General features: G+C 64.3%; 22 protein-coding genes and 1 tRNA gene. 13 read left to right on the top strand and 10 right to left on the bottom strand.

Annotation, left to right across the window (positions count from 1 at the left end):
* The first annotated feature begins 53 nt into the window (after positions 1 to 53).
* The 3 genes from AABA84_RS19755 to AABA84_RS19745 all read left to right on the top strand — a co-directional run bounded on the left by AABA84_RS19755 (position 54) and on the right by AABA84_RS19745 (position 4,337).
* Entirely contained in the window at positions 54 to 545 is a 492-nt protein-coding gene (locus AABA84_RS19755) for a (2Fe-2S)-binding protein (RefSeq protein ID WP_338312821.1), read from the top strand.
* Positions 542 to 2,836 (top strand): xanthine dehydrogenase family protein molybdopterin-binding subunit, encoded by a 2,295-nt coding sequence (locus tag AABA84_RS19750; protein ID WP_338312820.1) that lies wholly within the window; start codon positions 542 to 544, stop codon positions 2,834 to 2,836. The genes AABA84_RS19755 and AABA84_RS19750 overlap by 4 nt, the downstream gene beginning before the upstream one ends.
* Before the next feature lie 406 nt (positions 2,837 to 3,242).
* The gene (locus AABA84_RS19745; protein WP_212243610.1) at positions 3,243 to 4,337 is read left to right on the top strand and encodes an HD-GYP domain-containing protein; all 1,095 of its coding nucleotides are present in this window, start codon (positions 3,243 to 3,245) and stop codon (positions 4,335 to 4,337) included.
* Between the two features lie 101 nt (positions 4,338 to 4,438).
* Here AABA84_RS19745 and AABA84_RS19740 read toward each other — a convergent pair whose 3' ends face one another.
* Positions 4,439 to 6,019: an AMP-binding protein gene (locus AABA84_RS19740; protein ID WP_338312819.1), complete on the bottom strand. Its 1,581-nt coding sequence runs from the start codon at positions 6,017 to 6,019 to the stop codon at positions 4,439 to 4,441.
* Positions 6,020 to 6,197: 178 nt separating this feature from the next.
* On the bottom strand, positions 6,198 to 6,608 hold the full coding sequence (locus tag AABA84_RS19735) for a VOC family protein (protein ID WP_212243618.1): 411 nt from the start codon (positions 6,606 to 6,608) through the stop codon (positions 6,198 to 6,200).
* Positions 6,609 to 6,733: 125 nt separating this feature from the next.
* Between AABA84_RS19735 and AABA84_RS19730 the strand changes: the two genes are divergently transcribed.
* Both AABA84_RS19730 and AABA84_RS19725 read left to right on the top strand, forming a co-directional pair.
* The gene (locus tag AABA84_RS19730; protein ID WP_038970653.1) at positions 6,734 to 7,708 is read left to right on the top strand and encodes a Bug family tripartite tricarboxylate transporter substrate binding protein; all 975 of its coding nucleotides are present in this window, start codon (positions 6,734 to 6,736) and stop codon (positions 7,706 to 7,708) included.
* A gap of 149 nt (positions 7,709 to 7,857) precedes the next feature.
* Complete coding sequence (locus tag AABA84_RS19725) at positions 7,858 to 8,136, top strand: DUF3551 domain-containing protein (RefSeq protein ID WP_212243621.1); 279 nt, start codon at positions 7,858 to 7,860, stop codon at positions 8,134 to 8,136.
* Between the two features lie 61 nt (positions 8,137 to 8,197).
* Here AABA84_RS19725 and AABA84_RS19720 read toward each other — a convergent pair whose 3' ends face one another.
* Entirely contained in the window at positions 8,198 to 9,445 is a 1,248-nt protein-coding gene (locus AABA84_RS19720; protein ID WP_338312817.1) for a S1C family serine protease, read from the bottom strand.
* Positions 9,446 to 9,640: 195 nt separating this feature from the next.
* Between AABA84_RS19720 and AABA84_RS19715 the strand changes: the two genes are divergently transcribed.
* From AABA84_RS19715 to AABA84_RS19700, 4 genes are all read left to right on the top strand, one after another.
* Positions 9,641 to 10,258, top strand: a complete 618-nt coding sequence (locus AABA84_RS19715) for a hypothetical protein (protein WP_212243626.1) — start codon at positions 9,641 to 9,643, stop codon at positions 10,256 to 10,258.
* The gene (locus AABA84_RS19710; protein WP_338312816.1) at positions 10,245 to 10,619 is read left to right on the top strand and encodes a winged helix-turn-helix domain-containing protein; all 375 of its coding nucleotides are present in this window, start codon (positions 10,245 to 10,247) and stop codon (positions 10,617 to 10,619) included. Before AABA84_RS19715 ends, AABA84_RS19710 begins: the two co-directional genes overlap by 14 nt.
* A 31-nt stretch (positions 10,620 to 10,650) precedes the next feature.
* Positions 10,651 to 11,391, top strand: a complete 741-nt coding sequence (locus tag AABA84_RS19705; protein ID WP_338307233.1) for a di-trans,poly-cis-decaprenylcistransferase — start codon at positions 10,651 to 10,653, stop codon at positions 11,389 to 11,391.
* 122 nt (positions 11,392 to 11,513) lie between these two features.
* Positions 11,514 to 12,050, top strand: coding sequence for a GNAT family N-acetyltransferase (locus AABA84_RS19700; protein WP_338307232.1), 537 nt, complete (start codon positions 11,514 to 11,516; stop codon positions 12,048 to 12,050).
* A 52-nt stretch (positions 12,051 to 12,102) separates the two neighbouring features.
* Here AABA84_RS19700 and AABA84_RS19695 read toward each other — a convergent pair whose 3' ends face one another.
* Positions 12,103 to 13,182: a hypothetical protein gene (locus tag AABA84_RS19695; protein ID WP_338312814.1), complete on the bottom strand. Its 1,080-nt coding sequence runs from the start codon at positions 13,180 to 13,182 to the stop codon at positions 12,103 to 12,105.
* Positions 13,183 to 13,185: 3 nt separating this feature from the next.
* Positions 13,186 to 14,580 carry an MBOAT family O-acyltransferase gene (locus tag AABA84_RS19690; RefSeq protein WP_338312813.1) on the bottom strand — a complete coding sequence of 465 codons (1,395 nt, stop codon included), beginning with the start codon at positions 14,578 to 14,580 and terminating at the stop codon, positions 13,186 to 13,188.
* 336 nt (positions 14,581 to 14,916) lie between these two features.
* On the opposite strand from AABA84_RS19690, the gene AABA84_RS19685 reads away from it, so the two are divergent.
* Both AABA84_RS19685 and AABA84_RS19680 read left to right on the top strand, forming a co-directional pair.
* Positions 14,917 to 15,603, top strand: a complete 687-nt coding sequence (locus AABA84_RS19685) for a DNA-3-methyladenine glycosylase I (RefSeq protein WP_338312811.1) — start codon at positions 14,917 to 14,919, stop codon at positions 15,601 to 15,603.
* Between the two features lie 208 nt (positions 15,604 to 15,811).
* Positions 15,812 to 16,105 (top strand): hypothetical protein, encoded by a 294-nt coding sequence (locus tag AABA84_RS19680; RefSeq protein ID WP_018319488.1) that lies wholly within the window; start codon positions 15,812 to 15,814, stop codon positions 16,103 to 16,105.
* A 97-nt stretch (positions 16,106 to 16,202) separates the two neighbouring features.
* Here AABA84_RS19680 and AABA84_RS19675 read toward each other — a convergent pair whose 3' ends face one another.
* Complete coding sequence (locus AABA84_RS19675; RefSeq protein ID WP_338312809.1) at positions 16,203 to 17,615, bottom strand: sensor histidine kinase; 1,413 nt, start codon at positions 17,613 to 17,615, stop codon at positions 16,203 to 16,205.
* Between the two features lie 105 nt (positions 17,616 to 17,720).
* Positions 17,721 to 18,821 (bottom strand): DNA polymerase IV, encoded by a 1,101-nt coding sequence (gene dinB, locus AABA84_RS19670; protein WP_212243652.1) that lies wholly within the window; start codon positions 18,819 to 18,821, stop codon positions 17,721 to 17,723.
* 43 nt (positions 18,822 to 18,864) lie between these two features.
* On the opposite strand from dinB, the gene AABA84_RS19665 reads away from it, so the two are divergent.
* A complete protein-coding gene (locus AABA84_RS19665) occupies positions 18,865 to 19,308 on the top strand; it encodes a TspO/MBR family protein (protein ID WP_338312807.1) in 444 nt (147 codons plus the stop codon).
* A 94-nt stretch (positions 19,309 to 19,402) separates the two neighbouring features.
* The gene (locus AABA84_RS19660) at positions 19,403 to 19,612 is read left to right on the top strand and encodes a hypothetical protein (RefSeq protein WP_212243659.1); all 210 of its coding nucleotides are present in this window, start codon (positions 19,403 to 19,405) and stop codon (positions 19,610 to 19,612) included.
* Between the two features lie 26 nt (positions 19,613 to 19,638).
* Here AABA84_RS19660 and AABA84_RS19655 read toward each other — a convergent pair.
* The 3 genes from AABA84_RS19655 to AABA84_RS19645 all read right to left on the bottom strand — a co-directional run bounded on the left by AABA84_RS19655 (position 19,639) and on the right by AABA84_RS19645 (position 23,957).
* Positions 19,639 to 19,715: transfer RNA gene (locus tag AABA84_RS19655), tRNA-Arg, on the bottom strand.
* A gap of 61 nt (positions 19,716 to 19,776) precedes the next feature.
* The gene (locus AABA84_RS19650; protein ID WP_338307207.1) at positions 19,777 to 20,835 is read right to left on the bottom strand and encodes a sensor domain-containing diguanylate cyclase; all 1,059 of its coding nucleotides are present in this window, start codon (positions 20,833 to 20,835) and stop codon (positions 19,777 to 19,779) included.
* Positions 20,835 to 23,957 (bottom strand): bifunctional diguanylate cyclase/phosphodiesterase, encoded by a 3,123-nt coding sequence (locus tag AABA84_RS19645; RefSeq protein ID WP_338307206.1) that lies wholly within the window; start codon positions 23,955 to 23,957, stop codon positions 20,835 to 20,837. Before AABA84_RS19645 ends, AABA84_RS19650 begins: the two co-directional genes overlap by 1 nt.
* Between the last annotated feature and the right edge of the window lie 60 nt (positions 23,958 to 24,017).

Here is a 24,017-nt window from a genome sequence, read left to right as displayed (position 1 = left end):
CCATTCAAGTTGCCGCCGTAAGCGGCTTCATGCACCGGCAGGGGAAGACGCCTATGCCAACTCTCACCATCAACGGGCGGAGTCTGTCCGTGGATGCGGCGAACGACACGCCGCTCCTCTGGGCAATCCGCGAGCAATTGCAGATGACCGGCACCAAGTTCGGCTGCGGCGCCGGGTTGTGCGGGGCCTGCACCGTGCACGTCAACGGCGAAGCCGTGCGCTCGTGCCAGACCATGGTCGGCGATGTCGCCGGCAAGAAGATCACCACCATCGAAGGCCTCTCCACCAAGGGCGATCATCCCTTGCAGAAGGCGTGGGTCGCCGAGCAGGTGCCGCAATGCGGCTATTGCCAGTCCGGGCAGATCATGCAGGCAGCCTCGCTGCTGTCGAAGAATCCCAATCCGACCAAGGAAGAGGTCGTGGCGCATATGGACGGCAATCTCTGCCGCTGCATGACCTATTCGCGGATCCAGAAGGCGATCATGCGCGCCGCATCCGAGATGCGCACCGCGTCGGCCGCCTCCACCGAACGGAGGCCCACATGAACGAGCACGTCAAAAATCTCGCCCCCGTGACGACGGATCTCAGCCGCCGCTCCTTCCTCGTCGGCACCGCCGCAAGCGGCCTCGTGCTCGGCTATGCCGGCGTGCCCGGCATCGATTCCGCATCGGCCGCGGCGCCCGCCAATTTCGAGCCGAGCGTCTGGTATGCGATCTCGCCGGAAGGTCTCGTCACCGTGACCTGCGGCAAGGCCGACATGGGCCAGCACATCGCCTCCACCATGGCGCAGATCGTCTGCGAAGAATTGGGTGCGAAATGGAGCGATATGCGCGTGCAGCTCGCCTCCAACGACCCGAAGTTCAACGATCCCGTTTTGGGCGCGCAGATCACCGGCGGCAGCTGGTCGACCATGATGAACTTCGAGGCGATGAGCCGGGCAGGCGCCGCCGGCCGCATCGCGCTGACGGAAGCCGCCGCCGCAGCCATGGGCCTGCCCCCCTATTTCAAGGACCAGCTCGTGGTGCGCGATTCCATCGTCTCGCATCCGAAGTCCAAGAAGCAGATGTCGTTTGCCGAAATCGTCAAGAGCGGCAAGGCGACGAAAACCTTCACGCCGGACGAACTCAAGGCGATCCAGCTGAAGACGCCGGATCAATACACCATGATCGGCGTCTCGGTGCCGCAGCTCGACATCCCCTCCAAGACCAACGGCACGGCCAAGTACGGCATCGACGTGATGCTGCCGGGCATGGCCTACGGCAAGGTGGTGACCCCGCCGGTGCGCTTCGGCGCCACGGTGAAGTCAGTTGATGACAGCGAAGCCAAGAAGGTGCCAGGCTTCATGAAGGCCGTCATCCTCGACGACAAGACCGGAACCACCTCCGGCTGGGTCGTCGCGGTGGCCAGCACCTATGCCAACGCGCGCAAGGCGGCGGACGCGCTGAAGATCGCCTATGACGGCGGTCCGAACGCAAAGCTGTCGAGCCAGTCGCTGCTCGACGAGGCCAAGCGGCTGCAGGGCTTGGAGGATTCCGGCCAGTTCTTCGTCAAGGACGGCGATCCCGTTGCTGCCTTCGGCTCGGCGGCGAAAGTGGTCGAGGCCGAGTACACCACCAGCATCAACATCCACGCGCCGCTGGAGCCCATGAACGCCACGGCGGAGTTCAAGGGCGACATCCTGCACATCTATTCCGGCAACCAGTTCGCGACGCGCTCCGGCGCGATCGCTGCGGGTGCAGCCGGGATCGATCCGAAATTCGTCGTGATGCATCAGCATTGGCTCGGCGGCGGCTTTGGCCGCAGGCTCGATGCCGACATGATGATTCCGGCGGTGCAGGCGGCGAAGGCGGTCGGCAAGCCGGTCAAGGTGATCTACTCGCGCGAGAACGACATGACGATGGATTTCTCGCGGCCGCTCACCTATCAAAAGGTCAAGGCCGGCGTGGACGGCGACGGCAAGCTCGTCGCGCTCAGCCACGACGTCGTCTCGGCCTGGCCGACCGCGCGCTGGGGAATCCCCGATTTCCTCACGCCCTCGGTCGACAAGAAGGGCCCGCTCGACAGCTTCACGGTCAATGGAGCGGACTTCTTCTACACCGTGCCCAACCACTACGTGCGCGCGATCAAGAACGAGCTCGCGCACAACGCCACGCCGTCCGGCCAGCTCCGCTCGGTGGCGCCAGGCTGGACCTTCTGGGCGGTCGAAAGCATGATCGACGAGATCGCGGCCGCCACGGGCAAGGATCCCGCCCAGTTCCGCATCTCGCTGCTCGATGGTGCCGGCAAGAACGATGGCGGCGCGCAGCGGCTGCGCAACACGCTGCTCGCCGCGATGGGATTGTCGGGTTACGGCACCAGGCCTTTGCCGAAAGGTGAGGGCATGGGGGTCGCCTGCGTCTCGTCGCAGGAGCGCGCGACTGCGAGCTGGACGGCGTGCGTCGCCCATGTCGCGGTGGCGCCGTCGGGCGCGGTCACCGTGAAGAAGCTCACGGTCGCAACCGACGTCGGCACGCAGGTGCATCCCGACAACATCCGTGCCCAGGTCGAGGGCGCGGCGCTGTGGGGCCTGTCGCTGGCGATGTACGAGAAGGCGACGCTGAAGGACGGTGGCATCGAGCAGACCAATTTCGACAGCTACCGGCCCTTGCGCATGAGCCAGATGCCCGAGGTCGCGATCGCCGTGATCGCCAATGGCGAGAAGGCCACCGGCGTCGGCGAGCCCGCGGTGACGGTGGTCGCCCCTGCCATCGGCAACGCCATCTTCAACGCCAGCGGCGCCCGCGTGCGGGCACTGCCGATCACGGCGGAGGCCGTGAAGGCGAGCATGAAGGCGTAGGGCCGGGCGTGATTGCTGAATGAGACGATCCGCCGGGGGGGCAACCTCCGGCGGATTTGTTTGATGGCTGTCTCCCAATCTCCGTGTCATGCCCGCGAAAGCGGGCCTCCAGTACGCCGCGGCCTCTCGGTTCCGCCCGCGCCGTCTCGGCGTACTGGGTCGCCCGGTCAAGCCGGGCGACGACAGCGGAGGGCGGGCGAGAGCGGCTGAAATTCCCCTTATCCATCAATGCCCCTCTACTGTGCATGGGGTTGTTTTCGCGATTTTAGAGTTCCCCCTCCTGGAACCCACATCCGTAAAATTGAACCCAATTCCGCAAAGTTCCATTGAGCACGCCTCTTAAGGGCCGGAGAACCTGATCCGGCTTAGGCTGTCGCCAAATCCAGTCCCGTGCTTTGGGGAAGTCATGAACGCCTCAGCCAAAACCGCCGCCAAACGCCGGCTTCTGCTCGCCTCCGACCGGAGCGACGAGAGCACCGAGCTCGCCAGCATCCTGAAGGCGGTCGGCGACGTCTCGACGGTGACGACGCAGGGGATTCCCGAGCAGCCCTCGCGCGATCTCTCCGGCCTCGTGGTCGACATCAACCTGCGCTCGCCCGAGAGCGTGCAGCGGGTGCGCAACAAGCTGCGCGGCGATGCCTATCGTTCGATGCCGCGGCTGTTCGTGCTCGCCGATGCCCTGCATCACGGCACCATGCAGGCCTGGGCGTTGGGCGCCACCGACACGATCTCGCGGCCGCTCCAGGCGGACGCCATCCTTCAGCGCATCCGCGCGGCCTTCCCGGACACCGCCGCCTATGACGCGACCGACCGCGGCAAGACGCTCAACCGCGGCGTCGAGGCGGCGCACGCGGTGCTGGCGAAGATGTTCGAGAAGCTGCCGCTCGGCGTGCCCCTGACCTTCGACGACGTGATCGCCGCCGAGAGCAAGATCCTGAAAGCGATCAAGCATTCCTCGCTGCGCGAATGGCTCACCACGGTGGGCTGCCACCATGTCGGCAGCTACCGGCACTGCCTGTTCGTCACCGGCTTCGCCGTCTCCTTCGCGCAGCATCTCGGCATGCGCGAGGACGACCAGCGCCGCCTGACCCGCGCCGCGCTGCTGCACGATGTCGGCAAGGCCTTCGTTCCCTCCACGCTGCTCGACAAGCCCGGCAAGCTCACCGACGAGGAGATGGCCGAGGTCCGCCAGCATCCGCGCCGCGGCTATGACGCGCTCGCCGCCCAAGGCGGCTTCCCGCCGGAGATGCTCGACGTCGTGCTGCATCACCACGAATTCCTCGACGGCTCAGGCTATCCGAACGGCCTGTCGTCGAACCAGATCAGCGACATCGTGCGTCTGACGACGATCGTCGACATCTACGCCGCGCTGGTCGAGAAACGCGCCTACCGCATGCCCTTCACGCATTCCCGTGCGTTCGGGATGATGGAAGGCATGGGCGGCAAGCTCGATCAGCAGCTGCTGCAGGCGTTCCGCCCGGTGGCGCTGGGGTCGTTCTGACGACGGTGCCGTAGGGTGGGTTAGCGCAGCGTAACCCACCACTTCTATCTCCGCGGATACCAAGGAGGTGGGTTACGCCTTCGGCTAACCCACCCTACAAATTACCCCACCATCTTCCGCAGCTCCGCCTTCGCCACCTTCTCCAGCGTCGAGCGCGGCATGTCGTCGACGAACCTGATCTCGCGCGGCAGCTTGAAGTCGGCGAGGCCGTTGCGGCAGGCGGTCATGACGCGTTCGTGCAGATCTGGCGCAGCACCGGCGACGCCGCCTTGCGGGATGATGAAGACCACCGGCACCTCGTCCAGCATCGGATGCGATTTGGCCACCACGGCGGCCTCGCGCACGCCCGGCACCAGCGCGATCACCTGCTCGATCTCGGAGGCCGCGACGTTCTCGCCGCCAACCTTCAGCATGTCCTTGGCGCGGTCGCCGAACTTGATGTAGCCGTTCGCAAGCCGCTCGACGCGGTCGCCGGTGAGGAAGAAGCCGTGCGCGTCAAAACTCTCGCGCGTCGCTTTCTCGTTGTGCAGATATTCGGCGAACAGCGACAGGCCGGGGATGCCCTTGATCGCGAGATTGCCGGTGCCGCCGATCTCGGTCGGCCGGCCGTCGTCGGCGGTGATGCGGATTTCATATTCCGGTGCGGCGCGGCCGATCGACATCGGGAAGTTGGGCTGGTCGACCTCGCCGACGATGCCGTGGGTGATGGTCTCGGTCATGCCCCACCAGCCGATGACCTTGACGCCGAACGCCGCGAAGGCCGGCGGCTCGTTGATCGCAGTGCCCCACAGGCGGAATTTGTGATCCTTCGGGGTCTCCTGCTCGAGCAGCGCCTTCATGCAGAACGGAATCGTCGAGGTCCAGGTCGCGCCATGCTCGCGCGCGACGCCCCAGAACCGGCTCGCGGAGAAGCGCGGCTGGATTACGCAGGTGGCGCCGACCCACAGCGTCGCCAGCATGGAGTAGGCGAGGGCATTGGTGTGGAACAGCGGCAGATAGGTCTGGTGCACGTCGCTTGCGTGCAGGTCCTCGTGCGCGGCGTTGATCTTCGCGCCCCACAGTGCGTTGGCGTGGGTCCACAGCACCGCCTTCGGCCGCGAGGTCGTGCCCGAGGTGTACTGCACGCTGCACGGCGCCAGCGGATCGGCCGCGCGCCTGGGGCGGTCGGCGCTGTCGGCGAACAGGGATTCAAAACTGTCGCCCCGCGAGACGCCTAGCGCCGGCGCCGCCCCTGCATCGTGCGAGGTCACCGCCATCCAGCTGATGTTCCGGCAATTCTGCGCGACGATCTCCGCATAGGCCGGCTGCGTGATCGCGGCGACCGCGCCGCAATGATCGGCGAAATACGCGATCTCGGCCGGCGCCGAGCGCGTGTTGGTGGTGACCGCGATGGCCCCGAGCTCGACGCAGGCAAACCAGGCCAGCAACGCCTCGATGCAATTGTCGAGATGAATGAGCACATATTGGCCGGGCTTGACGCCGCGCCTTGCCAGCCCCGCCGCGAGCGTGCCGACCCGCTCGTGAAATTCGCCATAGTGCCAGTGCCGCGCCGGCGCATCGAACGGCGCCCAGATCAGGAACGGATGATCACGCCGGACCTCGGCACGCATCCTCAAGAGCCAGGGCACGTCGAGCCCGTCGAATGGGCCGACGATCCCGGCTGGGGTCTGTTGAAGCGACATGATTCCTCCCGTGCAGCCTGCATCTTGATGGCGGCTGCCTTTTGATGATTGTGTCTTCCTGCCACCGGACGGCGCGGCGAGCAAATCGGGGGCGGTGTGCGCTGTGCAGTGGCCGCGTGCTCGTTCTCTCATTCGTCATTCCGGGTTCGATGCTTCGCATCGCCCCGGAATGACGAGTCTAGTTTTCGTACGACGAAATCTCGATCAGGCTGCCGTCCGGATCCCGGCAATAGACCGAGCGCAGCGTGCCGCGCGCGCCCTGCTTGGGAACCGGACCTTCCTCGATCGCGACGCCGTGTGCCTGCAAATGCGCCACCACCTCATTGGGCGAAGCAGAGGTGAGGAAGCAGAGGTCCTCGCTGCCGGCGGTCTGGTGGTCCGCGGTGAACCACTCCACCTTGTCGGCATCGCGCGGCCGGACGTTGATCTTCTGGTTACCAAAGACCAGCGAAGTCCGCGGCGCTTTGCCGCCGCCGGGGTCGAACACCTTGACTTCCATGCCGAGAATCCTGCCGTACCACTCCGCGGTGGCCGCGACGTCGGCGACGTTGATCACGAGATGATCGAGGGCTTCGACCTTGACGACCATGCCTTATCCTTTCGTCGCGATGCGCCCCGCGCACTTTGCGCCTGCGGCAAGCTTTGTTACAACCTCGCGGACGCCGGCTTCAAGCTATCTGGCTTCAAGAACAACACGTTGGGAGAACCCTTGAGATGATCACTCGCCGTACCGCGCTGGGCCTGCTCGCCGCCAGTCCGCTTGCAGCCACCCCGCTGTCGAAGGCCCTTGCCGCCGATTATCCGGCCCGCCCGGTGAAATGGGTGGTCGGCTATCCGCCGGGCGGGGCCACCGACATCCTGGCGCGGCTGATCGGCCAGCGCCTGTCGGAAAAGCTCGGCCAGCAATTCGTGATCGAGAACAAGCCGGGTGCCGGCAACAATATCGCCACCGAATCGGTCGTCAATGCCGAGGCCGACGGCTACACGCTGCAGCTGGTCAATCCGGCCAACTACATCAACGCCTCGCTCTACACCAATCTGAAGTTCAACTTCGTGCGCGACATCGCGCCGGTCGCCTCGTTCCAGCGCGTGCCGAACGTGATGACCGTCAATAAGGACGTGCCGGCCAAGAACGTCGCCGAGTTCATCGAATACGTGAAGGCCAATCCCGGCAAGGTCAACATGGCCTCGTCCGGCAACGGCACCTCGGTGCATCTGTCCGGCGAGATGTTCATGGCCATGACCGGCTGCAAGATGCAGCACGTGCCCTATCGCGGCGCGGCGCCCGCGATCACCGACATGCTCGCCGGCCAGGTGCAGGTGATCTTCGACAACATGCCCTCGATCATCCAGCACATCCGCTCCGGCTCGCTTCGCGCCATCGGCGTCACCACCACGGAACGCTCGCCGCAGCTGCCTGACGTGCAGCCGATCGCAGACACCGTCAAGGGCTATGAGGCCAGCGCGCTGTTCGGCATGGGTGCGCCGAAGAACACGCCGAAGGAAATCATCGCCAAGCTCAACGCCGAGGTCAACGCGGTGATTAAGGAGCCCGACATGGCCAAGCGTCTGGTCGAGCTCGGCGGCGAGCCGCGGGCGCAGACGCCCGAGGCGTTCGGCGAGGAGATCAAGGCCGAGACCGAGAAGTGGAAGAAGGTCGTCGAGTTCGCCGGCCTGAAGGTCGAGTAGCGGTCTTGTGATCGTGAGGATAGGAGCCCTGCCGTCCGGCAGGGCTTTTTTCTTGCGTGCTTTGTTTCGTTGATCTGGAATAAAACGGCGCTGCGAAACCTGATAATGGATGGCGCCGTATCTCGGGCCAGCTAGAGAGGAGTTGGATCATGCGCAAGACGCAATTGGTGCTGCTGTCGTTCAGTGCGGCGGTCCTGGCCGGCTTCGCCACCGTCACGCCCGCAGCGGCGCGGGACTATCCATGGTGCGCCCAGGGCGGCGAGTATGACTATCCCGGCGAATGCACCTACAGCACCTATGAACAATGCCAGGCCAGCGTGTCCGGCCGGCTCTTGTACTGCGATCGCAATCCGCGCTTCGCCTACGGCCAAGGGCAGCCGCCGCAACCGCGTCCGCAACGGCGCGTGCGGCCCGTCGCGCCGTATTGAGGATCGACTGACTTCGTAGCCCGGATTTCGTTGCGCTCCATCCGGGCGACGGCTCGCGCCGCTATCGCTTCGCTTCCGCCTGCTCCGTCGCGTTGCACGAGATCAGCATCGTGTACGGCCGGGCGTTTCCGGCGATGTCGGTGGTCTTGAGTTCACCCTTCGGCTCGGCAGTCTGGTAAGGCACCACGGAATTGTCGAGAAAGTCTCGCAGCGCGCCGGTCTTGATGGCGAAGTTGATATTTTCCGGAATGTTGCCGGTCGCGGCGGCGATGCGCAATGCCGGGATCTTTGCGGTGACCACGCCCACGATCTGACCGGTGGTGTCGAACAGCGGGCCGCCGCTATTGCCGGGCTGCACCGGCGCGCTGATCTGCAGGAAGCGCGTATCGTTGCGCATACCGCTGAGCGAGCTCGCGATGCCGGTCGTCACGGTGAAGTCCGACGAGAGCAAGCCATGGAACGGAAAGCCGATGACGATGACGGAATCGCCGGAGCGGATCGAGCGGTCGCGAATCCGGGCAAAGTCCTTGAACGTCGTCGTCGACGGTGCCTGCAGGAGAGCGAGGTCGTTGCTTGCGTCGCTCGAGACGACGCGCAGCACCATCGCGGCCTCGCCGGTGAGATTGCCCTTGATGTCGCCGACGCAGCCGTCGATCACATGATGGTTGGTGACGATGTGACCGTTCGCGCTCACCACGAAGCCGGTACCGGTCTTGGCCCGGGCGACTTTGCTGCCCGCCGGCGGCGATGGCTGCTTCTCCGCCGTGGCGGCCGGCCTGGCCGCACCCTTGGTGAAGTCGCCGGCCTTGTCGAGCCCGTCGGCTTTCACCTTCGTCACGCAATTGGCCAACGCCGCGATGACCGGCCCGGTCGAGGTCAGGTCGAAATTCAGGACGGCGCGGCCGGCCGTTGCGACCATCAGGCTCGCCTTCTGGAACGTGCGCACGACATTGAGTGGCATGATGGCCGTGAGCATGTTGGACTGATACGCCGTGGCGTACAGCCTGGCCTGCTCCTGCCCGTCAAAGGTCACGTCGATTGCGGCGTTCTCGCCCTTGTTGAAGCGGTAGCTGGGACTCGCAAACGCGAGCGACCATGTGCCGGCGGCATTTTGGCTTACGACGAGGATGACGCCGTTCGCATAGGGCGTCGTCGCGGCGCAATGGGAGAAGGCGCCCGTCTCGTCATTGCTGAACGCGCCGCCGATCCAGTTGCCGACATTGACGCTGCCGAACGGTCCTTTCGCATGCGCGGTGCCGGCGATACCCATCTGCAACAGAGATGCGACGATTAACGACTTAAGCCACATACCAGCCCCCGGAACGCTTTTGGACCGCATCTTATCTACGGGAGCAGGGGGTGCGCAACCGGCAGTTGTCCGGGCCGGCGGAATCCTCTCGCGGCGACTTTCAGGCTTGCGTTTGCTTTGCGATGCCATATACTTTGCATCACAAAGTAACGGGACGAGCAATCCCGGAGACACGGGCGGAGCGAGGTTCTGGCGTTGCGCGATCTCGACAAGGCACTGGCCGACATCGTGGCGATTCGCAGCCAGATTGCGGCCGGTACGGCGTTCCGCGGTTACGGCCCCGCGACGATGGCCGCGACCGGCGCGGTCGCGCTGCTCACCGCGATCCTGCAATTCTGGCTGCTGGGCGATCCCACCGGCGAGCCGCTCGGCTTCTTCTTCGGCTGGTTCGTTGCCGCCGCGCTGTCCGGCCTGATCATCGGGATCGAGATGCGCGCGCGTTCGCGCCGTCATCATTCGGGGCTGGCCGACGCCATGATCCACCAGGCGGTCGAGCAGTTCCTGCCGGCAGGCGTCGCCGGCGTGCTGCTCGCGGTGGTGATGTGGAAGTTCGCGGCCGAGACGCTGTGGCTGCTCCCGGGCCTGTGGCAGATCCTGGTGTCGCTCGGCATCTTCGCTTCCGTCCGCTCGCTGCCGCGCACCGTCGCGCTCGCCGGTGCCTGGTATTTCGTGTCCGGCTTCGCGGTGGTGGTGCTCGCGAGCCAGACCCACACCCTGTCGCCATGGACCATGGGCCTGCCCTTCGTGATCGGGCAGTCGGTGATGGCGGGCATTCTCTATGTCGCATCCGGAGACCATGATGTCGAAGACTGACAGCGCGCCCTTCTCCTATGAAGGGCTCGACCGCGTGATCCACGAGAAGGCGAGGCTCGGGCTTCTGAGCTCGTTGATGGCGCATCCCAAGGGGCTGGCATTCGCCGACCTCAAGCAGCTCTGCGGCCTCACCGACGGCAATCTCAGCCGGCACCTCGGCGTGCTGCAGGAGGCCGGCCTCGTCGAGGTGACCAAGGGCTACGAGGGCAACCGCCCGCACACCACCTGCCGCCTCACCAAGATCGGGCGCCGCCGTTTCCTCGATTATCTCGCCGTGCTCGAGCGCCTGGTGCGCGACGCTGCGAAAGCCGCCGGCCGCGAGGCGCCGCCGCTCGGCCGCCTCGGTATCGTCCCGACCTGATCCTCCCCCTTTTTTTACCGGAGACTTTGCAATGCAAAGTGACCTTGCGTCCCGCAACGAGAAGCTTCATGTCGGCATCATCATGGACGGCAACGGACGATGGGCGACGCGGCGCGGCCTGTCGCGCGTGCGCGGCCACGAGGCCGGCGTCGAAACCATCCGCCGCATTGTCGAGGCCGCGCCAAAACAGGGCATCGGCACGCTGACGCTCTACGCCTTCTCCACCGACAATTGGCGGAGGCCGAAGGCCGAGGTCGGGGCGCTGATGACCTTGCTGCGCTTCTATCTCGCCAACGAGGTGCAGAGCCTGGTCAAGAACGGCGTGCGCCTTACCGTGATCGGCCGCCGCGACCGATTGCCTGACGGCATCGCCAATGCGATCACGCGCGCTGAAGAGGCTACCGCTGAAGGCACGACGCTCCACCTGCGTATCGCCGTCGACTATTCCGCGCGCGACGCCATCCTCCATGCCGCGGCGAAGGCGGCCGCACTGACCAGCCTCACCCGCGAAGCCTTCTCACAGCTCGTCACCGGCGAAGCCGGCCTGCGCGATGTCGATCTCATCATCCGCACATCGGGCGAGAAGCGGCTGTCGGACTTCCTGCTCTGGGAAGGCGCCTATGCCGAGCTGCACTTCACCGAGCGGATGTGGCCCGAATTCGACGCGAGCGATCTCGCCGCTGCCTTGGCCTCCTTCCACGGCCGCGAGCGCCGCTTCGGCGGGCTTCAGGCGATCGTGCCCGAGGAGGTGCCTTCGCTCTCCCGTGTGTGACGCGCGGCACATGAAAACGAGCTGTTCGTTTTCAGCCGCATGATTGGCAGCTCCGTCCAAGCGGACGGTGCGCGGCCTCGGCTAGGTCTGCAAGTCCCAGCAACCTGCCGAAAGCATCACGCATGTCACAGCTGTTTCCGGGAGCCGTCGTCGAGCCGGTCGAACTGGCCGAAACGAAGGGCATGGTCTGCATCAGGACCGCCGGCGAATCCGATGTCGAGAGCCTCTCGGTCTATTTCACCGGCCTTTCCACGACATCGCGCAACAAGCGCTTCATGGGCGCGCGAACCGATTTCTCCGTGGTCGCGGCCGAGTGCGTCGCCAAGTCCGACCGGCTCGACCACTTCACCTTGCTCGCCGAGCTCAGGCAGGAGGGCCGGGGCCGGATCATCGGCGAAGCACGATACGCTTATGATGCGGCAGTCCGGCACGGCGAATTTGCCATCTCGGTCGCCGATGCCTTCCAGCGCATGGGTCTTGGCCTTCAGATGATGACGGCGATGGAAACGCGCGCGATCGATCTCGGCCACGAGATGATCGCCGCCGAGACGGCGCGCACGAACGCCGAGATGCGCGGCCTGGCGAAGAAAGCAGGTTTCAGGGATACCGGACTGGGAGATTGGCAGTCGGTCCACCTCGCGAAGCACTTGTCGCGTTAGCGAGCCGCGAAGAATCCATCACCTCGTGAGGACCCAAGGCCGCCGGCGCGAATCAGCGGACGGATCGGTCGCCGGTGGATTTCTCCAGGATCCTCCGGTCAGCCAGCGTCGTCGCAAGCTGCTCGGTGTAGATCATTCGCGCCCATCGATGCAGATGCGAGGGATAATGCGCATACAGGATGTCCAGCATGACGTCCGGGGTGTCCAGGAATTGCGATTGATCGAGGCCGAGTCGAGCCGCAATCTTTTGACCTGCCTCGGCGTGGAAGCTCTGCGGGCCGCCCTGAGCGTTGACGGAATTGACCGGCGAGATCACCAGATAGACCTTCGACCGGTCGAGCTTCGAAAGCGTTATGGACAGGGAGTCCAGCGCCTTCTCGAATTCCGCGTTCATCACGAACGGTTTCGAGCCGGGGAGCGGCTTGAGAAGAACGTGACCGGGCAGCGTGGCCCGGAAGGCCTCCAGCGAAGGAATATCAAGCATCCGGTTGGGGTCGATGGCGCTACCGTGCTCGCTCCATATGGTCGAAATGAACTGGTCCTTGCCGCCGTAGTAGGTCGCATAGGCGCCCGGAAGCGGCGTGTACACGGCTCGCTCCATCAGTAGTCGGATGTATTCGAGACCGCCGGCCGGAAACGTCAGGGTGGAAGGAAGTTCGAAACGGTCGGTCCTGATGAAGGTCGGCCACTCATTCCATCTTGGATCGCGCTCGAACTGGATCGGATTGAACACCAGAATGAGCTTCTTCGGCTGGCGTCCGCGGGCGATCATCTTATCGAGCATGGCGGCGTAGCCATCCGGGCCGACAAAGCCGATGGTGCAGAACGCCTCGACGTCGGATCCTGGAAACGCGCGCAACAAGGTCGGGACGTGAATCCCGAACAGGCAAGAGCTGTCGCCGAGAAAGGCGAGATCGGGTGCAGGCAGCCGCTCCGAACGCCTGATCTGCTCGATGACGATGTAGGTCTCGATTCCGCGAGACCATTGGTGGTTGCTCTGCCGATGGATGAAATTCGCGATCCCGAGGATGAGAGCCGTCAAGACGGCGACCGGAACGAACTTTTGCGCGACAAGCTGAAGCGCATGGGTCAGCGGCGACTTCATGATCGCCTGGATCGTGCGTTTCAGCATGGCCTAGAACTGAAAATAGATGAAGGTTGCGTTGACGTGCCCGGACGCCGCGATCGTCACAGCCGCCAGGGCTGCAAACAGCGGATACCTCATCCACGCAGGTCGGCGAATCAGGAAATAGTCCCCGTGCGACTGCAGTTGCCATTCCAGCAGCATCAGCGGGGCCGACAGCGATAGAATCGCGAGTGCGACGGCACTGTGCACCGGGGCCCATTCCCAGTTCTTCAGCGCACTGAGCATGCCCACCAGCAAATTCCAATTTGCCGCGCGAAAGAGGAACCAGCCGACGAATACGACCAGCATGGTGACGGCCCAGCCGGCGCCGCGAGCGACCTTCGAAGGGGGCTCGTCTCCGCCGGGCAATTTGCGCCACATCGCAAGCACGGTGCCGTGAAGCAGTCCCCAAAGAACGAATGTCCACGACGCGCCGTGCCAGAGGCCTCCCAAAGCCATGGTCAGCATCAAGTTCCGGTTCGTCATGAACTCGCCGTGACGGTTCCCGCCGAGCGGAATGTACAGATAGTCGCGGAGCCATGTGCTGAGGCTGATGTGCCAGCGCCGCCAGAATTCGCTGATCGATACCGACCAATAAGGGTAGCGGAAATTCCACGTCAGCTCGAAGCCGAACAGCAGCGCGACGCCTTTTGCGATCAGGCTGTATCCGTTGAAATCGGCGTAGATCTGGACGCCGAAGGCGATCGTGGCGAGCACGACCGACCAGCCGAAGGGCTGATCCGGAATGAAGAGCGTGTCGACGATCATCGCCAGGCTGTCGGCCACCACGACCTTCATGGCGTAGCCGTAGATCAGAAGCCAGAGTGCGCGGTCGGCATGATCGGTCGTGAATATTCGCGGCTTCGAAAATTGATCCAGGAGATTGCTGGCTCTTTCGATCGGTCCCGCCACGAGTTGCGGGAAGAACGCCTTGAAGGCGAGAAACTTGACGAGGTTGCTCTCTGCGACATGCTTGCCGCGATAAACGTCCACCACATAGGCGATGCCCTGGAAGGTGATGAAGGAAATGCCCAGCGGCAGGATGATGCGCAACGTCGGCAGGTTCGGATTGAGACCCGCGCGTTGGGCAATCGTCACGAACGAATCGACGAAGAAGCTGAAGTATTTGAAGATCGCGAGAACGAGGATCGCCGTCGCGATGGTGAGAGAGAGCAGAAGCTTTCGCGTGTGCTCGTGAGGGGTCGCGGCGATCAGAATCGCCGCGGCATAGTTGACGAGGGAAATTCCGACCAGCAGAGGCAGAAAGCGCCAGTCCCACCAGCCGTAAAACAAGTAGCTTGCCGCCAGGATGATGACGTTCTGGACCGCGAGCCTGGAGGTGGCGTGGTAGAGCAGAAAGGTCGCGGGCACCAGACCGAGGAACGCCACGGAGACAAAGGACATTGCAAGAATAGGTCACATTATTGGGTCGCCACGCCGCTCATCGTTCTGCTCAGTCTGGATAACGATGCGAGCGGGGTTGCAACCGGGATTGCGCAGACAAACCACAGTCCAGCGAGGCGGTGACGGAGGCCGCTTCACTGGCGGCGGCATCCAATAACAACTTGGAGATGAAATCAACCGCTATCCATCGGCGCGCCCGGTCTCGGTGGCGACGTCCTTGTCCGAGGACCCGACCACATGCACTTGGCGCGCCGGCATCGCGGACTTCACCTCCGCGGTGCTGGACCTCTTGAGCGAATTCTGGTGTCTTGACGATCCATCAACGCGGATGTCCGCATGACCTCCTTCAAGACCATTCGTGCCCGCGCTGAGAAGCGCAAGGGCGGGCCCAAGGCGCTGGAGACATTGATGCCGGCAAAGCCGGACCTCAAGCGGCTGGCCAAGCTCGGCGACGACCGTGTCCTCGCCGAAATGACCAAGCGGGTGTTTTGCGCCGGCTTTGCCTGGAGCGTGATCGAGACGAAATGGGACGGCTTTGAAGACGCCTTCCTGCATTTCAAGCCGGCCAAGCTCACCTTCCAGCCCGAGGATTATTGGGAAGGCCTGCTGCGCGATGCGCGTATCGTGCGCAACGGTGCCAAGATCATGTCGGTGCGCGACAACGCCGCCTTCGTGCAGGAGATCGCGAAGGAGCATGGTAGCTTCGGCAAGTTTCTGGCGAAGTGGCCCTCGTCCGACGAGATCGGCCTGCTCGGTCTCATGACCAAGCGCGGCAGCCGGCTCGGCGGCAATACCGGGCAGATGCTGCTGCGCTTCGTCGGGTGGGATGGCTTTGTGACGTCCGGCGACGTGGTGGCTTGCCTGCGCGATGCCGGTCTCGACATTGCCGAAGAGGTCAAGTCGAAGGGCGATCTCGCCAAGGTGCAGGCGCAGTTCAATGCCTGGGCCGAGGAGACCGGTCTGCCCTACACATATCTGTCACGCATCTGCGCGCTCTCGGTCGGTGAGAGCCGCGGCGCGTAGCGCTTGAGCGCTGTCAGCGGCGGGATCGTGTGCATCCTGTGGCGATCTCGTGCCGCGAGCGCGGCAGATGCAACGCGCGATCACGAAATACATTTTTTGGGAACATTTGTGCGCAGCACCGGTTCGGAGTCGAGCCAGGCGGACTAAGGCGCAGGGAACGCGTGCTCCCGCCCGGCCAACGAAACCGGACACAGAAACGGAGCAGCTCATGAAGCTCACATCCGAACAGGTGAAGCAGACCGTCAACCAACTCGGCGCTCAGGTGCTGCCCGACGAACATCCGGCCATGCCGCAGCTGAACAGCATGTTCGGCGAGCATACCTTCTTCGTCGACGAGATGGGCCTCAAAGTCCTCGAGCCCACACCATCGCTCGGTGCCGATCGCCAGAGCGGCGAAGTCGTCAGCCTCGCCGATTGGGGCGATTCCGACCTGACGCGCCTGATGGCGCACGAGCCCGAGCCGACCGGCGTGATCGTGGTGTTCGAGCACGTGAGGCATTGATTGCCCGAGCGGGTCGAGTTTCATCGGTGGCGGGACTCAAAATCCCGTCACCGTCGGCCGCGCGCCGCTTTGCGAGGCGGCTCCAGCGGCCGCAGTTTCATGCTTCGATCGGGATCTCGATCGCGATCTGAGTCCCTGGACCCGTCCTGCTCTCGAGGCGCAGGCGCCCGTTCAGCGACGAGGCCACCAAATTGAACGCGATGTGAAGCCCGAGGCCGGCATGTCCGCTCTCGCGGCCGGTCGTGACGAACGGATCGAAGATCTGCGCCTGTAATTCCCCGGGTATCCCAACGCCGTCGTCGGCGCAGACCAGGCGGACCCGTTTCGCGTCGGGCTGGCTGACCGTGATTGCGAATCTGCCGCCTCTCTTGTCCGGGTATGCATGCCCTGCGGTATTGAGGGCGAGATTGCTGATCACCTGGGCGAGCGCTCCGGGGTAACTGTTGAGCGTGATGCCTGCCGGGCATTCGACGTCAACCGTCAGAGCATGGTGCGATAGCAGCGGCCCAAGCTTCGACATCAGCTCGGACAGCCAATCCTTAAGCTCGAACGTGCGCCGGTCCTCATCGGCCTGGTGGACTGCGACCTGCCTGAAGCTGTGCACCATCTCGGATGCGCGGTGCAGGTTATCGAAGGTCAGGTCGAGCCCCTGCTTGAGCCTGTCAATTCCCTTGGTCAGATCGGATCGCCGGACCGACGCTCCGCCCAAGGCATCGGCCATTGTCTGTAGATCCGTCTGCATGGCCGTAGAGGTCGTCAGGGCGAGGCCAAGCGGAGTGCTGACCTCGTGAGCGACACCGGCCACCAATCGACCGAGCGAGGCGAGCTTTTCTGCCTGCACCAGATGTTCCTGGGTCGCGCGCAGATCGCGCAGCGACTTCTCCGAGCGTTCCTTTTCCCGCTGCAGCGCCTCCGACGTTCGGAATTGCTTTCGCGCCCGGTATTCGCGCGCAGCTACGGCGTAGAGCGATAATGCGTAGGCGTTGCCGACGAGAGAATGATTGATGAATCTCAGGCCCACCGGCATCGCCGGTGCGAACGTCTCGGCGACCAGCAGCGCCAGCCACGACAGCAGGCAGAAAATCGCGAGCGAGCCGATCCGCAAGGGCAGCATGGTCGAGACGAACAGGATGATCATCATCATGCCGGGCGCGGCAAAGGTGAAGCCCGACGGCAGGACGAGATAGATGCTGGGCAGGATGCAGCCGGGAATGACGCAATAGACGAGGAAAATCGTCTCTGCCCATGGCTTCATCAATCGCCGAGAGAGCAACGCGGTCAGCGGGAGCAGCACGAACAGGGCGGTGCCGCCACGGATGGCAAGCGTGGTTGGAACGACTTCGGGGTAGAGCACCCAATCCCAGAGGGTGTAGCCGGCATAGGTGGCGGCGCCGAGCAGCATCGCGATCTGCGTCCACCCGAGACTGCCTCGGACGTATTGGTCGACAAACCGGCGCTCCTCGATGCGGTCTTCGAAGCGCAATCCGAGGCGTATCAATAAGGCAAGCATTCCAGCATCAATCGCGAAAAATCGTGTTTTGGTGTCTCTACGACAGGTTTTGCGCCGCGTCGCGGATAAAGATGTCGCGTTCGGCGAGGGGCCTGCCGGCCTCGTTCAAATGCCCAAGGTCAGCTGCGGCTCCGCATCGTCCCCGGTCTGGAGCGCGGACAGCGAGACACCCAGCAGCCTGACGCGCTTGGGTAGCGGCATCTCGACTTCGAGCAGGCCGCACGCCAGCCGTTCCAGATCGTCCCGCCCCGCAACGGCCGCCGCGACGGACCTGCTGCGCGTGATGATCTCGAAGTCGGCAAACTTGATCTTCAGCGTGACGGTGCGGCCGCGATTGCCGGTCGACTCGCAATGCCGCCAGACCTTGTCGACCAGAGGCTTGAGCTCGGCCGCCAGCGCGCCATATTCGGCAAGGTCGACCGAGAACGTGGTCTCTGCGCCGATGGACTTCCGAATCCGGTTGGCCCGGACCGGCCGCTCGTCGACGCCGCGTGAGATCCAGTAATAGTACGCACCTGACTTGCCAAAATTCGCATTCATGAACTCCAGCGTCTGATTGCGGATGTCGAGGCCGGTGAACAGGCCGAGCGCGTTCATCTTCGCAGCCGTCGCCGGGCCTATGCCGTGGAACCTGCCGACCGGCAGCGTTGCGACGAAGGCCGGGCCCATCTCCGGCGAGATCACGAACTGACCGTTGGGCTTGCGATGATCGGAGGCGAGCTTGGCCAGAAACTTGTTGTAAGAGATGCCCGCCGACGCGTTGAGATCGGTCTCGGCCTTGATCTTCCCGCGGATCTTCAGCGCGATGTCGCGCGCCAGCGGGATGCCTTGCAGGTTTTCCGTCACGTCGAGATAGGCCTCGTCGAGTGACAAGGGTTCGATGATGGGTGTGTGCTCGGCAAAGATGTCGCGGATCTGCCTGGAGATCGCCTTGTAGACCTCGAAGCGCGGCCTGACGAAGATCAGATCGGGACACTGCCGTTTCGCAGTGACGGAGGGCATCGCGGAGCGAACGCCGAACTGGCGCGCCTCGTAGCTGGCGGCCGCGACGACGCCGCGTTCCGCCGAGCCTCCGACCGCGACCGGCTTGCCGCGAAGGTCCGGATTATCGCGCTGCTCCACCGACGCATAGAACGCATCCATGTCGATATGGATGATCTTGCGGACGGGCGAGGCTTCGCCGGTCACCGTGTCGGATTCGCTCATGGAAAGATGATACAATTGCGCGATGCGATGCGCGAGGTGATGGATGCTGCAGCTGTTGTTGTTCGTGGTGGGCGTGGTCGGCATCGGCTGGCTGATCGGCGCGACTAATCTCCCCGGAGACTGGTATGCGGGCCTCGCCAAGCCGGCTTTCGTGCCGCCGAACTGGGCGTTCCCGGTGGCCTGGACCCTGCTCTACATCATGATCGCCCTCGCGGGCTGGCGGACCTTTCGCCGTGAACCCGGGGGCAAAGCGATGCTGGCCTGGGCTGCGCAACTGGCGCTCAATTTCATCTGGTCTCCGGTCATGTTCACGATGCACCAGATCGGCGCCGCGCTCGTCATCCTCATCGGCCTGTTCGTCGCGATCGTGACCTATATCGGTCTCGAGGCATCACGCGACAGGCTGGCCGCCGCATTGTTCGTGCCTTACGCAGCCTGGGTCGCGTTTGCCGGCGTGCTCAATGCGGCGATCTGGCGTTTGAATTGAGACATTCGGTCTCAACCAGTTCAAAGAGCAATCTCAGGCTTGTGAGTGGCAAGCATGTTCGCGCGACCTAATATGAGCGCGCGGAGGACAGCCAATGCAATACAGCTCCGAGCTCATTCAGACGATGCGTCAAGCGCTGGAGACGGTGATGGCGAGCGTGCCGGCCCATCAATCGGTGTTCGGCCTGAAGGCTGCCGTGGCCGAATGCATCCTGAACGCCGCTGCGCACGGCCAGACGTCATATGACGGATTGGTTTCGTCGGCTTCAGACCAGGTCCAGGCGATTGTCGCGATGCTGACGTGAGCGCCGGCCTGAACCGGCCGCAAGACTGGCGCACCCGACACGATTCGAACGTGTGACCTTTGCCTTCGGAGGGCAACGCTCTATCCAGCTGAGCTACGGGTGCAGTGATCGCTCATTTAGCCGATTGGCGCGGGGCGGGCAACCGGTTCTCGCCACATTGCGCTTTAAGCAGTTTTGCGCCGGAAAGGGCCCGGAACCGCTGCGGCCTCCCTGCCGAGGCTTGCGAATTCGGCGAGCACCCTTTCGGCGCAGATGACGCGGTTGCGGCCGAGGCGTTTGGCCACATAGAGCGCCTCGTCGGCCGCGCCCAGCAGCCGGTCGGGCCCGCCGCCGTCGGCCGCACCCGGAATATGGCTGGCGACGCCGACGCTGAGGGTGACGTGATCGCCGGCGCCCACGGCGCCGTGGGCGATCTGCAAGGCCATGACGGCGCAGCGGATTTCATCGGCGATGACGCAGGCGCTGTCGCAATCCAGGTCCGGCAGGATCAGCGCGAACTCCTCGCCGCCGTAGCGGCTGGCGAGATCGAGCGGGCGCAGGGCATGCCGGCTGACGACGGAGGCGACCGCGCGCAGGCATTCGTCGCCGGTCTGGTGGCCGTGGTGGTCGTTGAACAACTTGAAATGATCGACGTCGACGAACAGCAGCGCCAGCGGCTTCTGCGTGCGGTGGGCGCGGGCCCATTCGCTCATCAGCATCTGGTCGAACGAGCGCCGGTTCGACAGGCCGGTCAGGCCGTCCTTGGTGGCGAGCTCCTTCAGCGCCATCTCGGCGCGCTTCTGGTCGGTGAGATCGCGCAGCGTCTCCACCACCGCGATCAGATGGCCGGCTTCGTCGTGGATCGGACCGGCGTCGATGGCGAGATAGAGCTGGCTGCCGAGCTTCGGCATCGTGCACCAGTTTTCCGCGGAAAAGCCGAGCCCGTTATGGCCGCGCGCGGCATATTCGGAATAGAACTCCGGCAGCCGCTCGGGGCGGTCGAGCGCGACGAGGTCGGCAAGGCAGGGTCGCCTCGTCTCGTAGAAGGCCTGCCAGTGCTTGTTGGTGCCGATCACCTCGGATGCGGCGAGGCCGGTCAGCCGCTCGCAGGCCCTGTTCCAGATCACGACGCGGCGCTTGGGGTCGATCACGAAGGTCGGCACCACCAGATGCTGCATCAGCCGCACGGCATAGGAATCCGCGACATCGACAGTCTTGGCCGACGACTTCGCTGGCTTCGCCATCAGGCCACCGCCGCCACTGGCAAGGCTCCGGGCAAACCATCGCCCGGGCCGAACAGTTTCCGCACCTCGCTGGCCGGCTTCGGCGGGCTGAACAGGTAGCCCTGCATCTGCGTGCAGCCGAGCGCGCGCAGCAGCTCGCGCTGCGCCTCGGTCTCGACCCCTTCGGCGACCGTGGTCATGCTGCTGGCGGCCGCGATGTTCACCACGGCTTGCACGATCACGGGTGCACCGCTCGTCTCCGCGATGTCGGCGACGAAGCAGCGGTCGATCTTGATCTTGTCGAACGGGAAGCGCTTGAGATAGCTGAGCGAGGAGTAGCCGGTGCCGAAATCGTCGAGCGCGATGCGCACGCCGATCGAACGGAGCTGGTGCAGGATCGAGAGCGCAGCTTCGTCGTCGCGGATCAGCACGGCCTCGGTGATCTCGAGCTCGAGCCGGCGCGGGTCCAGCCCGGAGGCGGCGAGCGCGCCCGCGATCCGCAGCGCCAGCGTGTCGCATTTGAGCTGCACCGGCGACACGTTGACCGCAACGCGCACATGCGACGGCCAGGTTGCAGCCTCGTTGCAGGCCATGCGCAGCACCCAGTCGCCGAGCTCGTTGATCAAGCCGGTGTCCTCGGCGACGGGAATGAACTCGGCCGGCGATACCATGCCGCGTTCGGGATGGCGCCAACGCAGCAGCGCCTCGCAGCCCGACACCTCGTTGGTGCGCAGGTCGACCAGCGGCTGATAGTGAATCTCGAAACCGCCGTTCACCAGGGCCTGGCGCAGATCCTGCTCCATGCTCAAGCGCGCCCTGGCGCTCGCATCCATCTCCGGCTCGAAGAAGCGGTGGGTGCGGCGTCCCTCGGCCTTGGCGCCGTACATCGCGAGATCGGCGTTCTTGATGAGCTGGTCGAGATCGGTGCCGTCCTGCGGCGCAAGCGCGATGCCGATGCTCGCGTCGGTGGAGAGCTGATGACCGAGACAATGATAGGGCTGACGGATCGCCTGGTAGATCCGGGTCACGAAGGCCAGCACCTCGGCAGAGGATTGGATCCCGGTCTGGATCACCGCGAATTCGTCACCGCCCAGGCGCGCGATCAGGTCGCCCTCCTTGAGGCAGCCGCGGAGACGGCTTGCGATCGCCTTCAACAGCTCGTCGCCGACATGATGACCGAGCGAATCGTTGATGCCCTTGAACTCGTCGACGTCGATGTAGAGCAGCGCGAACTGGTCCCCGTCGGCGACCTTCGCCAGCTCGCGTTCGATCTGCTCGCGGAACAGCGTGCGGTTCGGCAGATCGGTCAGCGCATCGTAATGCGCCATATGCGCGATCTTCTCGTGGGCGCGCCGTCGCTCGGTGACGTCCTCGACGACATTGATGATGTAACGCGGCTCGCCGGACTTGTCGCGGATACCGATCCGGGTCGAAGTGATATAGCGCCGTCCGGTGGCCGGGGTATTCCAGATGTGCTCATCCAGGAACAGGCCGTTCGGCGATTGCAGCAGCTTGTCGTCGTCCCGGGTGATGATCTCGGCGTCTTCCGTCGGGTAAAGGTCGAACGCGCTCTTGCCGACGATCGTCTCCGGGGTTTCGCCGAGCTGTTCCTCGGCCACCTGGTTGGCCAGGAGGTAGCGCCGTGTCCGGGCGTCCTTCACGGTGATCCGCGAGGGGATATGGTCGATGATCTCGCGCAGGAAGGTGTGGTTGCGATCGCGCTCCTGTTCCAGGTGGCGGCGATCGGTGATGTCTTCGATCGTGGCGACCCAGCCGCCCTGGGCGAGCGGGGTGTTGATGACCTGGAAGGCGCGGCCATTGGCCAGTTGATGAGTTCGCGCGGAGACCGTGCCTTCGGCGACGACCCTCATGACGTCAGCACAGAATTCCTCGACGTCGCCGTCGAACGCGCCGCGCTCCTTGCGATGATACATCGCCTCGCGGATGTGGCAGCCGGGCTTGATGACGTCGTGGGAGAGGCCGAACATGTCGGCGTAGCGTCGGTTGCAGGTGACGATGTAGCCGCTGGCGTCGTAGAGGATCAGCCCCTGCGTCATGTTGTTCAAGGCGGTGTCGAGCCGCAGCCGCTCCGCCTCCAGCCGTTCCTGCGCTTCGCGGTTCTGCCGGTTGATCAGGCGGATGATCAGATAGAGGATCAGCGCGATCACGGCAGCCGAAAGCGCGGCGGTCGTCACCATGAAGCCGGTCTGCTGCCGCCAGTCGGCCAGCGCCGCGGCCGTGGTGTTGGTGGCGATGATGACCAGCGGGAAGTGCGTCAGCGACGCCGCCGATCCGAGCCGCTCCTCGCCGTCGACCGGGCTCCTGCCGCGGAGCGTCTGCTGGCCGCCATTGGCCAGCACCTTCTGCATCAGCGGCGCGTCCTTGAAGTTCCTGCCGATCAGCTCTTCGAGATGCGGATAGCGCGCCAGCATCTTGCCTTCGCGATCGAACAGCGAGATGGCCGTCCCCTCGGCCAGCGCGACAGACGCGAAATAGTGCTGGTAGCTGTCCGGATCGATCCGGCGGACCATCGCGCCGAGGAAGGTGCCGTCCGCACCGATCAACCGGCGGGCGACGATCGTGGTCCATTTGTTGATGATGAAGCTGCGGACGGATTCCAGCAGCACCGGTTCGGACTGCGGATTCGTCTTGAAGGATTGAAAGTAGGCCCGTGACGAAACGTTGATCTTGGGCAGCGGGTGGGGCCGCGACCAGCTGATGAGGTCGCCGTCGGCATCGTAGATGGCGATATCGCCGAGATAGGACACCGAACTGATCTTGCTGCGCAGCATCTGGTTCGCCGCGGGGCCGGACATGCGCTCGCGGAACATCGCCGGCGAGGTGACCTCCACCAGGTTCATCTGCCCGATCAGGTCGGCGGCGACGACGTCGGAATCCTCGAATTGCTGATCAAAATGCCGCGCGATCAGCTGGACCGTGTTTTCCAGCTCGCGTTCGCGGTTGGCCAGGGTGCGCTCGCGAAATTCGCCGACGGCCATGGCCGTCACACCGAAGATGCCCGCGACCAGCAACACACCGCACAGGGTCAGCCACAGGACAGGACCACGTCGCGGCAAGGCCTCCCAGCCGTTCCTTGCGGCTCGAGACATTCCGGCTGCCACCGTGGAAAAGACCTGGCGCATTCCCCCTCCCTGGAGGAACACGAATACACCGCACAAATGGCCTAAACCTTAGGAAAGCCA

The organism is Bradyrhizobium sp. TM239 (assembly GCF_036247985.1).
Classification (GTDB): domain Bacteria; phylum Pseudomonadota; class Alphaproteobacteria; order Rhizobiales; family Xanthobacteraceae; genus Bradyrhizobium; species Bradyrhizobium ottawaense.
Note: the sequence above shows the minus strand (reverse complement) of the source record. Positions and strands in the feature narration are given on the sequence as shown.

What these genes read in the sequence shown, in the direction of transcription:
- AABA84_RS19755 (WP_338312821.1), top strand. Translation starts at nt 54, where the DNA reads ATGCCAACTCTCACCATCAACGGGCGGAGTCTGTCCGTGGATGCGGCG.
- AABA84_RS19750 (WP_338312820.1), top strand. Translation starts at nt 542, where the DNA reads ATGAACGAGCACGTCAAAAATCTCGCCCCCGTGACGACGGATCTCAGC.
- AABA84_RS19745 (WP_212243610.1), top strand. Translation starts at nt 3,243, where the DNA reads ATGAACGCCTCAGCCAAAACCGCCGCCAAACGCCGGCTTCTGCTCGCC.
- AABA84_RS19740 (WP_338312819.1), bottom strand. Translation starts at nt 6,019, where the DNA reads ATGTCGCTTCAACAGACCCCAGCCGGGATCGTCGGCCCATTCGACGGG.
- AABA84_RS19735 (WP_212243618.1), bottom strand. Translation starts at nt 6,608, where the DNA reads ATGGTCGTCAAGGTCGAAGCCCTCGATCATCTCGTGATCAACGTCGCC.
- AABA84_RS19730 (WP_038970653.1), top strand. Translation starts at nt 6,734, where the DNA reads ATGATCACTCGCCGTACCGCGCTGGGCCTGCTCGCCGCCAGTCCGCTT.
- AABA84_RS19725 (WP_212243621.1), top strand. Translation starts at nt 7,858, where the DNA reads ATGCGCAAGACGCAATTGGTGCTGCTGTCGTTCAGTGCGGCGGTCCTG.
- AABA84_RS19720 (WP_338312817.1), bottom strand. Translation starts at nt 9,445, where the DNA reads ATGTGGCTTAAGTCGTTAATCGTCGCATCTCTGTTGCAGATGGGTATC.
- AABA84_RS19710 (WP_338312816.1), top strand. Translation starts at nt 10,245, where the DNA reads ATGTCGAAGACTGACAGCGCGCCCTTCTCCTATGAAGGGCTCGACCGC.
- AABA84_RS19705 (WP_338307233.1), top strand. Translation starts at nt 10,651, where the DNA reads ATGCAAAGTGACCTTGCGTCCCGCAACGAGAAGCTTCATGTCGGCATC.
- AABA84_RS19700 (WP_338307232.1), top strand. Translation starts at nt 11,514, where the DNA reads ATGTCACAGCTGTTTCCGGGAGCCGTCGTCGAGCCGGTCGAACTGGCC.
- AABA84_RS19695 (WP_338312814.1), bottom strand. Translation starts at nt 13,182, where the DNA reads ATGCTGAAACGCACGATCCAGGCGATCATGAAGTCGCCGCTGACCCAT.
- AABA84_RS19690 (WP_338312813.1), bottom strand. Translation starts at nt 14,580, where the DNA reads ATGTCCTTTGTCTCCGTGGCGTTCCTCGGTCTGGTGCCCGCGACCTTT.
- AABA84_RS19685 (WP_338312811.1), top strand. Translation starts at nt 14,917, where the DNA reads ATGACCTCCTTCAAGACCATTCGTGCCCGCGCTGAGAAGCGCAAGGGC.
- AABA84_RS19680 (WP_018319488.1), top strand. Translation starts at nt 15,812, where the DNA reads ATGAAGCTCACATCCGAACAGGTGAAGCAGACCGTCAACCAACTCGGC.
- AABA84_RS19675 (WP_338312809.1), bottom strand. Translation starts at nt 17,615, where the DNA reads ATGCTTGCCTTATTGATACGCCTCGGATTGCGCTTCGAAGACCGCATC.
- dinB (WP_212243652.1), bottom strand. Translation starts at nt 18,821, where the DNA reads ATGAGCGAATCCGACACGGTGACCGGCGAAGCCTCGCCCGTCCGCAAG.
- AABA84_RS19665 (WP_338312807.1), top strand. Translation starts at nt 18,865, where the DNA reads ATGCTGCAGCTGTTGTTGTTCGTGGTGGGCGTGGTCGGCATCGGCTGG.
- AABA84_RS19660 (WP_212243659.1), top strand. Translation starts at nt 19,403, where the DNA reads ATGCAATACAGCTCCGAGCTCATTCAGACGATGCGTCAAGCGCTGGAG.
- AABA84_RS19650 (WP_338307207.1), bottom strand. Translation starts at nt 20,835, where the DNA reads ATGGCGAAGCCAGCGAAGTCGTCGGCCAAGACTGTCGATGTCGCGGAT.
- AABA84_RS19645 (WP_338307206.1), bottom strand. Translation starts at nt 23,957, where the DNA reads ATGCGCCAGGTCTTTTCCACGGTGGCAGCCGGAATGTCTCGAGCCGCA.